Origin of the sequence: Streptomyces spororaveus, assembly GCF_016755875.1 — a bacterium.
Classification (GTDB): Bacteria; Actinomycetota; Actinomycetes; order Streptomycetales; family Streptomycetaceae; genus Streptomyces; species Streptomyces spororaveus.
This window is the reverse complement of the sequence record NZ_BNED01000005.1, coordinates 7,478,395-7,490,886: the sequence shown is the minus strand read 5'-3', so window position 1 is coordinate 7,490,886 and position 12,492 is coordinate 7,478,395. Positions and strand designations below refer to the sequence as shown.

The following is a 12,492-nucleotide window of genomic DNA, read 5'->3' as shown; positions in this document are numbered from 1 at the left end:
TTCTCGGCGGGGCGGGGCTATGGTGGCGCGCACGCCCGCCCAGAACCTCACCCCAGGGGGTACCGCCCATGGCTCGCCGACTCCGACCGGTGGGGCTCGACTTCATCGACGACGCACCGGTACGGCTGGTCTTCGCCGGCGACACCGTGGCGCCGCCCGAGGCCGTGTACCAGGCACTCGCGGAGGAAGTGGAGGGCTGGGCCGACTGGTTCGGGGCCGTGACCCTGGCCCGCCCCACGCACGGGGGCGCGGGCCGCGAGATCAGGCTGACGGGCGGGGTGCGCTTCCAGGAGACCATCATGGCGGCCGAACCCGAGCGGCGTTACGCGTACCGGGTCGACACCACCAACGCACCCGGAGTGCGGGCGCTGTTGGAGGAGTGGCGGCTGACCCCGGCGGGTTCCGGCACGCACGTCCGCTGGACCTTCGCCGCGGACGGCCCGGCCCCCTTCCGCCTCGGCCTGGCCGCCGCCCGTCCCGGCCTGGGCCGCTCCTTCCGTACGGCGGTCCGTGCGCTGGACCGGCGGCTCACCGCCCGGCGCGCGGCGGATCAGTAGCCGGGGACCCCGCCGTGCCGCTCACCCGGTCATGACCGGCAGCACGCCGCACGCGGTCCGCGCCGCCGTCTACGGCGGCGGCGCGCCCGGTGGCCGCCGCCCGACGGGGTGTCAGGCGGTCGGTTCCCGCCAGACCCCGGTCGTCAGCAGGGTGTCGATGGTCTTCGCGTAGGGGGCGATGTCGAGCCGCTGCGCCGCCAGCCACTCGTCGGAGTAGTACTTGTCCAGGTACCGGTCGCCCGGGTCGCACAGCAGGGTCACGACACTGCCCGTGCGGCCCTCCGCCACCATCTCCGAGATGATCTTCAGGGCGCTCCACAGGCCGGTGCCGGTCGAGCCGCCCGCCTTGCGCCCTATGGCCGTCTCCAGCGCCCGGCAGGCGGCGACGCTCGCCGCGTCCGGGACCTTCATCATCCGGTCTATGGCCCCGGGCACGAAGCTCGGCTCCATCCGCGGCCGGCCGATGCCCTCGATGCGGGAGCCGCAATCGCTGCTCGCGTCCGGGTCGTTGTGGGTCCAGCCGTCGAAGAAACAGGAGTTCTCCGGGTCCGGGACGCAGATGCGGGTGTCGTGCTGCATGTAGTGCACGTAGCGCGCGATCGTCGCCGAGGTGCCGCCGGTGCCGGCGGTCGCCACGATCCAGGCGGGCTCGGGGTACCGCTCCAGGCGCAGCTGCTGGTACATCGATTCGGCGATGTTGTTGTTGCCGCGCCAGTCGGTGGCCCGCTCCGCGTACGTGAACTGGTCCATGTAGTGCCCGCCCGTGCGGGCGGCGAGCTCGGCGGACTCCTCGTACATCTTCATCGGGTCGTCCACGAAGTGGCATGCGCCGCCGTGGAATTCGATGAGGCGGCACTTCTCCGGGCTGGTCGTGCGGGGCATGACGGCGATGAAGGGGACGCCGATCAGCTTGGCGAAGTACGCCTCGGACACGGCGGTGGAGCCGGACGAGGCCTCGATCACCGGGCGGCCGGGGCGGACCCAGCCGTTGCAGAGTGCGTACAGGAAGAGCGAGCGTGCGAGGCGGTGCTTGAGGGAGCCCGTCGGGTGCGTGGACTCGTCCTTGAGGTAGAGGTCGATGCCCCACGCCTCGGGGAGCGGGAAGCGCAGCAGGTGGGTGTCGGCGGAGCGGTTGGCATCGGCCTGGACCTTGCGGACGGCCTCCTTCAGCCAGGCCCGGTAGTCCGCGTCGCTGCGGTCGACGTCGACGGTCGTGGCAGTCGTGCCGGTGTTACCGGATGTTCTGGTGGTGCCGGTGGTGCTCATGTGCCGCGCTCCTTCGTGGGTGAACCTCGCCCCCCTTCTTTGCAATGTACGCCTCCCACCTGCACAAACGTTCACTTTGGGTTTCCATGCGGATCCCTTTCGATCGCGTTCGGTTGCACTGTGCGGCACCGTGGGTGACCCTGGTGGAGCATTACCGAGGGTGCAGCACCCGTAACACTCATGTCGGGGAGTCGCAGCCGTGATCAGTCATTCCCGCAGGCACTGCGTCGTCGAACTGCAGGCCTTGCCGTCGCGGATCGGCCAAATCCGCAGAATCGTTTCTGCACAACTGCGCCACTGGGAGCTCGACCCGCTCATAGACCGGGCTGCGCTCGGGGTGACGGAACTGCTCAGCAACGTCCATCGCCACGCGCAGCCGGACAAGACCTGCACCGTGGAGATCGAACTCCGGCTCGGACGGCTCACGGTCTCGGTCATCGACAGCGATCCGCGGCTGCCGGCCGTCCACGAGACGCGGGCGGAGGCGCTGGAGACGTGCGGACGCGGGCTCGCCCTGGTGGAGGCGCTCAGCGAGGCCTGGGGGGCGCGCGAGCGGCCGGACGGCCCCGGCAAGGCGGTGTGGTTCTCGCTCACGGCGGCCCCGGCCCCGGCGGAACCGGTACGGCCGGTCCCGATCAGGGCCACGCCCGTACGGGAACCCGCGCGTGCGGTGCTCCTGGCCGTCGATCCGGCGGCCGTCGCGACGGGCCTGCCGGCGGCGTCGCCGGTCGGCGCCCGGCCCGGGTGACGGACCCCGGCCCGGACGCCCCGGCCCGGACACGCCCCGCCAGGCCCCGGCCGTCTGTTTCGGAGAGACGGCTTAGGCCAGGGCTCCCAGCGGGTCGTCGAGCACCGGCTGCCACGCCAGCTCCGCCGCCCCGACCAGGCTGTTGTGGTCGAGGGTGCACGGCAGGATCGGCACCCCGCCGCTGCGCCCCCAGAGACTGCGGTCCGCGACCACCGCGCGCAGCCGGTCCGGGTCGGCGTACAGCAGCTCCCGGTGCAGCCCGCCCAGGATGATCCGGTCCGGGTTGAGGATGTTCACGAGGCCCGCGAGGCCGAGCCCGAGCCGGTCGATCAGCTCCTCCGTGGCCGCCCGGACCGCCGGTTCCGCGGGCTCGTCCCGCAGCAGGTCGCGGGCCTGCTGGAGCAGCGACACCTCGGGGCCGGCGCTGCGGCCCGCCGCGGTGAGGAAGGCCAGCGGGTCCGCCTCCACATCCAGACAGCCGCGGCTGCCGCAGTGGCAGGCCCGTCCTTCGGGGTTCACGGTGAGGTGGCCGACCTCCAGGGCCAGGCCCGAACTCCCGCTGTGCAGGCGGCCGTCCAGGACCAGCGCCCCGCCGACCCCGCGGTGCCCGGTGGCCACGCACAGCAGGTGCTGGGCGCTGCGCCCCGCGCCGTGCCGGTGCTCGGCCAGGGCCGCGAGGTTGACGTCGTTGCCCGTCAGGGCCGGGCCGTCGATCCCGGCCGCCTTCACGCACTCCGCGAAGATGGCCCGTACGGGAGAGCCGGCCGGCCAGGCCAGGTGCAGCGGGTTCAGCGCCGTGCCGTCCGGCTCCGCGACCGCCGAGGGGACCGCGAGACCCGCGCCGACGCAGCGGCGGCCGCTCTCCGCGAGCAGCTCCGCGCCCGCCTCCACGACCGCGCCGAGCACCTGCGCCGGATCGGCGGAGACGGTGACCTTGCCGGGGGCGGTGGCCACGATGCGGCCGCCGAGGCCGACCAGGGCGGCACGGAAACCGTCCGAGTGCACCTGGGCGGCCAGCGCCACGGGGCCGTCCTCGGCCACGGAGAGCCGGTGCGAGGGCCGGCCCTGGGCGCCGCCGGTTCCTCCGGCTCCGCCCGGGCGGGAATCGACCCGGATCAGCCCGAGCGCCTCCAGTTCGGCGGCGACCGCTCCGGCGGTGGCGCGGGTGACCCCGAGTTCGGCCGTCAGCACGGCGCGGGTCGGGGCACGGCCGGTGTGGACGAGCTCCAGCGCCGGCCCGAGCGCGCCGCGCCCCCGCTCCAGCCTGGTCCGCGCGGCCGTACCGGACGCGGATGGCGTGGTCGCATCCCCCACCCGCGGCGGGGCCCCGTTCCCGTTCATGGCATCGATCCTCGCATGATCGGAGGGTGCCGGGTGCCTCCGATCAGCCCAGGCCGCCGACCCGGAGTGTGATGTTCAGCCGGCCGGTCAGTCCGAGCTCCCGCGGGCCCGTACCCGGCAGGACCTTCGGCACCCCGTGGTAGGCCAGCCGGCTCGCCTCCCCGAAGACGAAGAGATCACCGCTGCGCAGCTCGACGTCCTGGTACGGGCGTCCGCGCGAGGCGGTGTTCCCGAACCGGAAGACGCAGGTGTCGCCGAGGCTGAGCGAGACCACCGGCGCGGTGGACCGCTCCTCGGCGTCGCGGTGCATGCCCATGCGGGAGTCGCCCGCGTAGAAGTTGATCAGCGCGATGTCGTACGCCGCCCCGGAGCCGGCCCCGGCCCCCGGCGCGTCCCCGTACGCGGCGGTGACCGCCTCCCGCCCCAGTGCGGCGAGCCACGGCGGCATCGGCTTGACCGGTTCCCCGTCGCCGTCGACGGCGGTGCGTGCGTACCCGTACGGATACCAGTGCAGGCCGAGGCACACCTGGCGGGCGGTCATCACCCCACCGCCCGGGGTGCGTACGGTGCGCAGGCCGGCGGGCGGCCGCGCCCACGCGCGGCATGCCGCCAGCAACTCGCCCTGGCGCTGAGCCCCGAGCCAGTCCGGTACGTGCACGGCGCCGGGGGCGATCACCGTCCGCTCGCGCGGGAAGAGTTCCCCGTCCATGCTCTCCATTGTCGCGGGCGGGCTGATAAGACTCACGGTATGGAGATCACCGAACATGTGAAGGCGCTCGCACGCGAGGGCGAGCTGCTCGCCGAGGCGGCCGAACGCGCCGGTACGGACGCCGCGGTCCCCACCTGTCCGGGGTGGCGCGTCACCGACCTGCTGCGGCACACCGGCTCGGTGCACCGCTGGGCCACCGCGTACGTCGCGGAGCGCCGGCTGGAGCCGGTGGGCTTCCCGGACGCGCCCGAGCTGGTGGGCGGCGAGCTGCTGGCCTGGTTCCGGGAGGGCCACACGGACCTGGTCCGGACCCTGGACGAGGCCCCGGCCGATGTGCAGTGCTGGACCTTCCTGCCGACGGCCCCGCCCTCGCCGGTGGCGTTCTGGGCGCGGCGGCAGGCGCACGAGACCGCGGTGCACCGGATGGACGCGGAGTCGGCGCTCGGTGCGGTGTTCTCGGCGGTGGAGCCGGAGTTCGCCGAGGACGGGGTGGACGAGCTGCTGACCGGCTTCCACGCGCGGCCGCGCAGCCGGGTGCGGAGCGCCGTGCCCAAGGTGGTGCGGGTGCGGGCGGCCGACACGGGCGCGGTGTGGACCGTACACCTGTCGGCGGCGCCCGCCCGTACGGTAGGGGGTGACACGGGCGAGGCGGCCGACTGCGAACTGACCGGCGAGGCGGCCTGGCTGTACGCGGCCCTGTGGAACCGGCTCCCGCTGGCGGGTCCGGGGGTGACGGGCGACCTGGCGCTGGCCCGGCTGTGGACGGATACGGCCGGAATCTGACCCGTCGGGCGCTTGTGACGGGCCGTGCGCACTGTGACACTCCACGCATGGAGCGACGTAGTCAGGCGGACCGGGACGCGATCACCATCGAGATCGGCTACGCCGTCGTCAGTGCCTGCTTCGCGGCCGCCCTCGCCTTCGGTGCGGTGTTCGGTCCCGCGCTCGCGTTCTCCCTCTCCCCTTCGACGCGCCGGATCCTGGCCGTGGCGGGCGGGATCCTGGCGGCTGCGGTGTTCCTGCTCCGGGTCACCCACGTGCTGCTCGGATTCGCCCGCCGGCCGGAGAACGACGGGGACTGACCGCGGGTGCGGCCGCTTGGATCAGGCGGAGCGGGCGGCTGCGCCCGCCCACACGGCGGGCCTGCGCTCCGACCAGGGCGCGGCCTTCTCCAGTTGCGCGGCGAGCCGGAACAGCACGTCCTCGCGTCCGTGGCCGGCGGCGAACTGGACGCCGATCGGCATGCCGGTGGCGTGGTCGAACCCGAGCGGCACCGACATCGCGGGCGTGCCGGCGACGTTGAAGGCGGCGGTGAACGGCGAGCGGTGGAACAGGTGCTCCAGCCAGCCGCGTCCGTCGGCGTTCTCGGCGCCCCGGCCGTAGGTGCCCAGCGGTACCGGCACCTCGGGGAGGGTGGGCGTCAGCACCACGTCCTGGGCCTCGAAGTGGGCGCCGATCGAGCGGGCGACCCGGTTGCGTACGTCGAGGGCCTGCACGAACTCCGCGCCGCTCACCTTGCGTCCCCACGCGTAGCTCACGAGCATCGCGGGCTCGACGGTGCTCTCGTCGACGGGGCGGCCGAACGCCTCGGCGAAGCCGTCGATCCACGTCACGAGGTTCGCGGACCACAGCCGGGCGTTGGCGAGGACGAACTCCTCCCAGCTCACGCCGAGGTCGACGGCGGTGACGTCGACCCGGTGGCCGAGTGATTCCAGCAGCCGGGCGGCCGCCAGGGTGGACTTGAGCACGGCCGGTTCCACGGCGCGTCCGTTCCAGGGGGTGGTGACCAGGCCGACGCTCAGGAGGCCCGGTTCCTCGGTGATCTCTTCGGTGTACGGGCGGCGGGGACGCTCCGCGAAGTAGGGGTCGCCGGTTTCCGGGCCCTGGATCAGGTCGAGCAGGGCGGCGCTGTCCCGGACGGTCCGGCTGAGCCCGCCGTGCACCGCGAGGCCGTTGAAGACCTCGTCGGCGTCCGGGCCCAGCGACACCCGGCCCCGGGTGGGCTTGAGCCCGAACAGTCCGGTGCCGGCGGCCGGCACCCGGATCGATCCGGCCGCATCGGTGGCGTGCGCGAGGGGGGTTATGCCGGCGGCGACGGCCGCGGCCGACCCGCCGCTGGAGCCGCCCGGTGTCCGGGTGAGGTCCCAGGGGTTGCGGGTGGCGCCGTACAGGACCGGTTCCGTGGTGGTGCTGTAGGCGAATTCGGGTGTCGCCGTGCGGCCCAGCGTCACCAGCCCGGCCCTGCGGAACCGCCGCATCAGGAACGAGTCCTCGCGTGCCAGGTTGCCGGCGGCGAGCCGGCTGCCCAGCTCGACGTGCTTGCCCCGCATGGACACGGCCAGGTCCTTGATGAGGAAGGGCACGCCCGCGAGGGGGGTGCTGCCCGGGGCCGGGGCGTCCTCGGCCGGCCAGCTCTCCACGACGGCGTTGATCCGCGGATTCACGGCCGCCATCGCGTCCTGGGCCGCACCGGCGAGTTCGGCCGCGGTCACTTCTCCCCGGGCCACGAGGTCGGCCAGTCCCACGGCGTCGTACTGGGTGTATTCGTGCAGTTCCACGGCGTTCCCCCTGCGATTCCGATCGGTCCCGTGCGATACCGATCGGTATCGCTTGAGGATGATCGGTAACGTAACATGGGCGGAGAGATGCCGGCCGACGCGACCGAAGCGAGACGCACCATGACGAGCAGCCCCCCGAGGCCGGGCCGGGATTCGAGAGTCGCCCGCCTCCCCCCGCGCGAGCGCATCCTCGACGCGGCCGAGGAGCTCTTCCTCCGTGAGGGCGTCAGGGCCGTCGGGGTCCAGGCCATCGCCGAGCAGGCGAAGACCACGAAGATGGCCCTCTACCGTCATTTCGCCACCAAGGACGCGCTGATCGAGGAGTGGCTGCGGATCGTCGCGGTGGGGTACGCGACGGCCTTCGACCAGGTGGAGGCCGAGCACGCGGACGACGGCCGGGCCCAGGTGCTCGGTGTGGCACAGTTCATCGCCGACGGACTGCCGGACATCGCCCGCCGGGGCTGCCCCTTCGTCAACTCCTTCGCCGGCCTGCCGGACCCCGGCCATCCGGCCCGCCGGCTGATCGAGAACCACAAGGCCGATCAGCGGCGTCGCCTCACGGCCATGTGCGAGCGGGCGGGTGCGCACCTACCCGATGACGTCTCGGCGGAGATCACCTTCCTCCTGGAGGGCGCCCAGATCAGCGCGCAGAACGGCAGCGTCGACCGCGCGGGCGACAGGCTCGTGGCGGCCGTCTCGGCGGTCCTGGACCGGGGGACGGCGGAGCGGGAGGACTGAGCCGTACCGCCCGGGATGCGGCGGCGTGTCGGCGGTGGCGTGTCGGCGGGCTGTCGGCCGGGAGTCGATGCCGTGTCGGGGGCTGTCGGCCCGATGTCGGTCGGGTCCGGCACCTTTCGAGGGGTCCGGCCGGTGCCCATCCGGCCGTGGCGCCGGAAAGGGGAACTCTCGTGCATGACGTAGTGATCGTCGGCGCAGGCCCGGTCGGTCTGTTCCTTGCCTGCGAGCTCGGCCTCGCGGGCTGCTCTGTCCTGGTCCTTGAGCGGGAGGCGGAGCCCGGCTCCCCGTGGCGGGCGGACCCGCTCGGGATGCGGGGCCTGTCCGCCGCCTCGGTCGGGGCGTTCTACCGCCGCGGGATGCTTCGCCCGCTGCTGACGGCGTCGGGGGTCCCCGAGGATCCCGGCCCGGGAGCCGAGGCGGACGAACCGTCACCTCCTCGCAGCGTGGGCCATTTCGCCGGCCTGGCGCTCGATCCGGCCGAGGTCGACCTCGCCGCCCTGCCGTTCCGGCTGCCCGGCCCGGCGGCGGACGGCATGATGACGAACCTCGCGGCGGTGGAGACGGTGCTGTCCGAGCGGGCTGCCGAGCTCGGTGTGGAGATCAGGCGCGGTGTCACGGTCTCCGGCATCGCGCAGGAGGACGAGCACGTGGTCGCGTACGCCGGCGAGCACGCCCACGCGGCGCGCTGGCTCGTCGGCTGCGACGGCGGACGCAGCACGGTCCGCGGGCTCGCGGGCTTCGAATTCACCGGCACCGAGCCGCTGTTCACCGGTTACGTCATGCTCGCCACGCTCGCCTCTCCCGGCGCGCTGAAGCCCGGGATCCACCTGACGCCGACGGGCATGTACATTCGGATGGCCGCCGAAGGTCACATCGGCATGATGGACTTCGACGGCGGCGCGTTCGACCGCTCGCGGCAGCCGACGCGCGAGCATCTCCAGGCCGTTCTGCGCCGCGTGTCCGGCACCGACGTGACGCTGGACGACGTGCGTCTCGTCTCGACCTTCACCGATCGCGCGATGCAGACGACGCTCTACCGGCGTGGACGCGTTCTGCTCGCCGGCGACGCCGCCCACATCCACTCGCCGCTGGGCGGACAGGGACTCAACACGGGCATCGGGGACGCCGTGAACCTGGGGTGGAAGCTCGCGGCGACCGTGCACGGGTACGCGCCGGACGGACTGCTCGACAGCTACACCGGCGAACGCAGTCCGATCGCCGCCCAGGTGCTCGACTGGTCGCGTGCCCAGGTGGCGGTCATGAGGCCCGGCCCGCACGCCCGGGCGCTCCAAGGCGTGATCGGCGACCTGCTCGGGACGCGGGGCGGAACGACCTATGCGTTCGAGAGGCTGTCGGGATCGTGGGTCCGCCACGACCTGGGCGGCGAGCAGCCGCTGGTCGGCCGCGACGCCCCGGACTTCCGGCTCGAAGACGGCACTCGCCTGGGCGATCTGACGCAGGACGGACGCGGCGTGTTGCTGGATTTCAGCACGGACCGCCGCCTGCGTGGTGCGGCGACCGGCCTGGAGGGGCGGCTGCGGTACGCGGCCGGGGCGGCGAGGAACGACCTCGGACTGGGCGCCGTTCTGGTACGGCCGGACGGCATCGTCGCCTGGGCGGGCGGGCCCGACTTCGAACGCGGGGCGTGCGAGCGGGCGGTCGGCCGGTGGTTCGGCCTTTCAGGCCGGGGAGGGTCCGCATGACGATCGTCCTCCGGCCCGGAACCACCGTGCTGTTCGCCGGTGATTCGATCACCGGCTGCCGGCTGCGCATCGCCGGCGAGTGGGGACTCCGGCACCCGGACCGGCCCGTGACCTGGCTGAACACCGGGACCGGGGGCCACAAGGTGGGGGACCTGGAAGCCCGCTGGCAGACGGACGTGCTCGACGCGCACCCGGACGTGGTGTCGATCCCTGCCGGGGTCAACGACACGGGCTGGCACACGGGGCGGAGTACTGGGCCGCGGACGGCGTCCGTCCGACGCCAGCGGGTCACGCCGCGCTCGCGGCGGCCTGGCTGCGCCTGGTCGAGTGAGCGGGCCCCGCGCACGCCGTGACGCCGGCCGGGGGTGGCGCGGGCCTCAGCCGAGGGTGGCCGCGTACATGGTCTGCGCACGGTACTTCCATGTGGGCCCCGCGTTCCAGGGGTTGGGCATGACCGTACTGGTCGCGTACGCGTAGCCCGCGCCGCGGTCGAAGGCCGTACGCAGAGTGGCGCGCATCGCCGCGGGGTCGGGGACGTCGTGGACCAGGTGCCAGAAAGCCGTGCCGCTCGGGTCGAGTTCGGTGCCGGTGCGGTAGCCGGAGAGGGAGTCGAACACGTTGCCGCCGAGCCAGCCGGCGCCGGTGTACGCGGCGTACGTGTCCTCGAACGTGACGAAGACGTCCGCGGTGCGGTGGCCCGGCTCCAGGTAGCAGTCGGCTATGGCGGTGCCGGGGTTGTTGACGACGAGGTCGGGGGCGGCCGGGTCGACGGCGTCCATGGCGTCCTGGACGTAGCGGCGCAGCTCGGCGTAGTAGTCGCGGGTGGCGTCGGCGGGGCCGCAGTCGCGGCTGACGACGTCGAAGAAGATGCCGTCGACGTGGAGGCGGCCGTCGGGGGTCCTGAGGTAGTTGTCGACGGAGGCCTTGGCCTCGGCGATGTCACGGTTGCCGTGGTCGGTGTGGACGTATCCGAGCACCCGGGTCTTCTCGCCGGTGGAGGTGGTGCGGGCGCGCAGCGCGTCGGCGCGGGCCCGCCAGGGGCCGTCGAACGGGGAGTCGCCGTTGCCCGGGTTGAGTACGACCACGGAGGGGGCCGGGGCGGCGGCGGTGAGGTCGGTCAGCATGGGGTCGTTCGCCCAGACGTAGGCGGGGACGCCGATCTCCAGGCCCCGCACGCCCGGCGTCCGGGGGGTGGGGGGCGGGTCGGGCGCCGGGGCGGCCTGCGGGGGCGTGTCACGGGCCGCGGCGATGATGGCGGGCGCCGACACGGCCAATAAGGCGGTGACCAGGGCGGCGTACAAGGCCTTCACGGCGCGGGGCATGAACGTTTCCTCCGGCGGCGGCAGGGGGGCGACCCGAGGAACACTAGACGGGCGGCCCATCGTTCAAGGCTGAACCGCCCGTATTCGTATGAGGAACAGAAGAGCGAGCCATCCCCTCATCATGTGAATCTCCTGGATCCGCACCACGGTCCGCGCCCCCGCCCTCCCGTCATACGGACGGCAGTCCGACCCCGTGCGCCAGCTGGTCGGCGGCGTGCGCGAAGAAGGCGGCACGGTCCTCGACGACGCGGTTGAACTGGCCGAACAGCTCGAAGGACACCAGCCCGACCAGCTGGGCCCAGGCGGCGACCAGCGCGGCGGTGACGGCCGGGGGCAGCCCCTCGGCGAAGTCGGCGGTCATCCGGTCCGCCTCGGGGCGCAGGGCGGGCGGCAGCGGCGGGAGGGCGAGGCCGGGGCCCTCGTACGCGGTGCGCAGGATGCCGATGAAGACGTTGGCGACGCGGGAGGCCGGGCCCACGGTGTCCATGGGGGCGCTGTAGCCGGGAACCGGGGAACCGTAGATGAGGGCGTACTCGTGCGGGTGCTCCAGCGCCCAGGTCCGGACGGCCTCGCAGACCGCGATCCAGCGGGCGCGGGGCGGGGCCCCGGCGGCGCGGGCGTGGCCGTCGACCGCCTCGGCGGCCGCGCCGACGCTGTCGTACGCGTCGATGATGAGGGCGGTGAGCAGTTCGTCCCGGCTGGGGAAGTACCGGTAAAGGGCGGAGGAGACCATGCCCAGCTCGCGGGCGACGGCGCGCAGGGAGAGTTTGGCGGCGCCCTCGGCCGCGAGCATACGGCGCGCCTCGTCCTTGATGGCGGCGGTGACCTCGATACGGGCCCGTTCCCTGGCCCCTCGCACGGTGTTCATGCGGGCCAGTCTGCCATGCAGGCGGAGCACTGCCCAGGAAACGGATTGCCGCTCTGTTTCGAGAGCGCTGCTCTTGCATTGGTGCATCAATCCGTGCACACTGCTCTCAAGCGAGAGCAGTGCTCTCTCAATGCGGAAAGCGGCCCCGGAGGTCACGATGAACGCGCCCACCCCGTACTACGCCCAGGCGACCCCGTTCGAGGCCCGCTTCAACGCGCTCTTCGGCAAGCTGGCCCGCTTCGGCATCAGCCTGGCGGGCAGCGCCGAGCTGTCGGTACGCGGCCGCAAGTCCGGCGAGATGCAGCGGATCCCGGTCAACCCGCACACCTACGAGGGTGCCCAGTACCTGGTCTCGGCCCGCGGCCACTCCCAGTGGGTCCGCAACATGCGGGTGGCGGGCGGCGGCGAGCTGCGCGTGGGGCGCAGGGTGCGCGCGTTCACCGTCACCGAGATCACCGACCCGGTGCAGAAGGCCCGGATCCTGCGCGCCTACCTGGAGAAGTGGGGATGGGAGGTCAACCGGTTCTTCCAGGGGGTCACCGCCAAGTCCTCCGAAGCCGAACTCCGGGCGGCCGCCGGCGACCACCCGGTCTTCCGGATCACGGTCTCCGGCTGACGCCGTGGCCGGCGGCCCCGGCGCCCCGGTGACAGGCGGCCGCCCGGACGGCGACCGCCCCCGCCC

Annotated in this window: 14 protein-coding genes; 8 read left to right on the top strand and 6 right to left on the bottom strand. The window is 73.4% G+C overall.

All coding sequences use genetic code 11. The features are described from left to right. Positions 1–68 precede the first annotated feature (68 nt). The gene (locus Sspor_RS36220; protein WP_202202882.1) at positions 69–557 is read left to right on the top strand and encodes an SRPBCC family protein; all 489 of its coding nucleotides are present in this window, start codon (positions 69–71) and stop codon (positions 555–557) included. 111 nt (positions 558–668) lie between these two features. Here Sspor_RS36220 and Sspor_RS36215 read toward each other — a convergent pair whose 3' ends face one another. Further along, the gene (locus Sspor_RS36215) at positions 669–1,823 is read right to left on the bottom strand and encodes a PLP-dependent cysteine synthase family protein (protein WP_202202881.1); all 1,155 of its coding nucleotides are present in this window, start codon (positions 1,821–1,823) and stop codon (positions 669–671) included. Between the two features lie 199 nt (positions 1,824–2,022). On the opposite strand from Sspor_RS36215, the gene Sspor_RS36210 reads away from it, so the two are divergent. Continuing rightward, a complete protein-coding gene (locus Sspor_RS36210; protein ID WP_202202880.1) occupies positions 2,023–2,571 on the top strand; it encodes an ATP-binding protein in 549 nt (182 codons plus the stop codon). A gap of 72 nt (positions 2,572–2,643) precedes the next feature. Here the strand turns inward: Sspor_RS36210 and Sspor_RS36205 are convergent, their stop codons facing one another. After that, positions 2,644–3,912 (bottom strand): ROK family protein, encoded by a 1,269-nt coding sequence (locus Sspor_RS36205; RefSeq protein WP_202202879.1) that lies wholly within the window; start codon positions 3,910–3,912, stop codon positions 2,644–2,646. 43 nt (positions 3,913–3,955) lie between these two features. Next, on the bottom strand, positions 3,956–4,621 hold the full coding sequence (locus tag Sspor_RS36200) for an alpha-ketoglutarate-dependent dioxygenase AlkB family protein (RefSeq protein ID WP_202202878.1): 666 nt from the start codon (positions 4,619–4,621) through the stop codon (positions 3,956–3,958). Between the two features lie 39 nt (positions 4,622–4,660). Here Sspor_RS36200 and Sspor_RS36195 point away from each other — a divergent pair, with 39 nt between their 5' ends. Together Sspor_RS36195 and Sspor_RS36190 are read left to right on the top strand one after the other, a co-directional pair. Further along, positions 4,661–5,404, top strand: a complete 744-nt coding sequence (locus Sspor_RS36195; protein WP_202202877.1) for a maleylpyruvate isomerase family mycothiol-dependent enzyme — start codon at positions 4,661–4,663, stop codon at positions 5,402–5,404. 47 nt (positions 5,405–5,451) lie between these two features. Continuing rightward, positions 5,452–5,703, top strand: a complete 252-nt coding sequence (locus tag Sspor_RS36190) for a DUF6332 family protein (protein ID WP_202202876.1) — start codon at positions 5,452–5,454, stop codon at positions 5,701–5,703. A 21-nt stretch (positions 5,704–5,724) separates the two neighbouring features. Here Sspor_RS36190 and Sspor_RS36185 read toward each other — a convergent pair whose 3' ends face one another. Then, entirely contained in the window at positions 5,725–7,179 is a 1,455-nt protein-coding gene (locus Sspor_RS36185; protein WP_202202875.1) for an amidase, read from the bottom strand. A gap of 120 nt (positions 7,180–7,299) precedes the next feature. Between Sspor_RS36185 and Sspor_RS36180 the strand changes: the two genes are divergently transcribed. The 3 genes from Sspor_RS36180 to Sspor_RS36170 all read left to right on the top strand — a co-directional run bounded on the left by Sspor_RS36180 (position 7,300) and on the right by Sspor_RS36170 (position 9,973). Further along, complete coding sequence (locus Sspor_RS36180) at positions 7,300–7,917, top strand: TetR/AcrR family transcriptional regulator (RefSeq protein WP_202202874.1); 618 nt, start codon at positions 7,300–7,302, stop codon at positions 7,915–7,917. A 170-nt stretch (positions 7,918–8,087) separates the two neighbouring features. Continuing rightward, on the top strand, positions 8,088–9,620 hold the full coding sequence (locus tag Sspor_RS36175) for an FAD-dependent monooxygenase (RefSeq protein ID WP_202202873.1): 1,533 nt from the start codon (positions 8,088–8,090) through the stop codon (positions 9,618–9,620). After that, a complete protein-coding gene (locus tag Sspor_RS36170) occupies positions 9,617–9,973 on the top strand; it encodes an SGNH/GDSL hydrolase family protein (RefSeq protein ID WP_237404181.1) in 357 nt (118 codons plus the stop codon). Before Sspor_RS36175 ends, Sspor_RS36170 begins: the two co-directional genes overlap by 4 nt. Positions 9,974–9,997: 24 nt before the next feature. On the opposite strand, the gene Sspor_RS36165 is transcribed toward Sspor_RS36170, so the two are convergent. Both Sspor_RS36165 and Sspor_RS36160 read right to left on the bottom strand, forming a co-directional pair. Beyond that, positions 9,998–10,942 (bottom strand): spherulation-specific family 4 protein, encoded by a 945-nt coding sequence (locus Sspor_RS36165; RefSeq protein ID WP_202202872.1) that lies wholly within the window; start codon positions 10,940–10,942, stop codon positions 9,998–10,000. Between the two features lie 169 nt (positions 10,943–11,111). Continuing rightward, entirely contained in the window at positions 11,112–11,810 is a 699-nt protein-coding gene (locus Sspor_RS36160) for a TetR/AcrR family transcriptional regulator (protein WP_202202871.1), read from the bottom strand. A gap of 157 nt (positions 11,811–11,967) precedes the next feature. On the opposite strand from Sspor_RS36160, the gene Sspor_RS36155 reads away from it, so the two are divergent. After that, positions 11,968–12,426, top strand: coding sequence for a nitroreductase/quinone reductase family protein (locus tag Sspor_RS36155; RefSeq protein ID WP_202202870.1), 459 nt, complete (start codon positions 11,968–11,970; stop codon positions 12,424–12,426). Positions 12,427–12,492 lie beyond the last annotated feature (66 nt).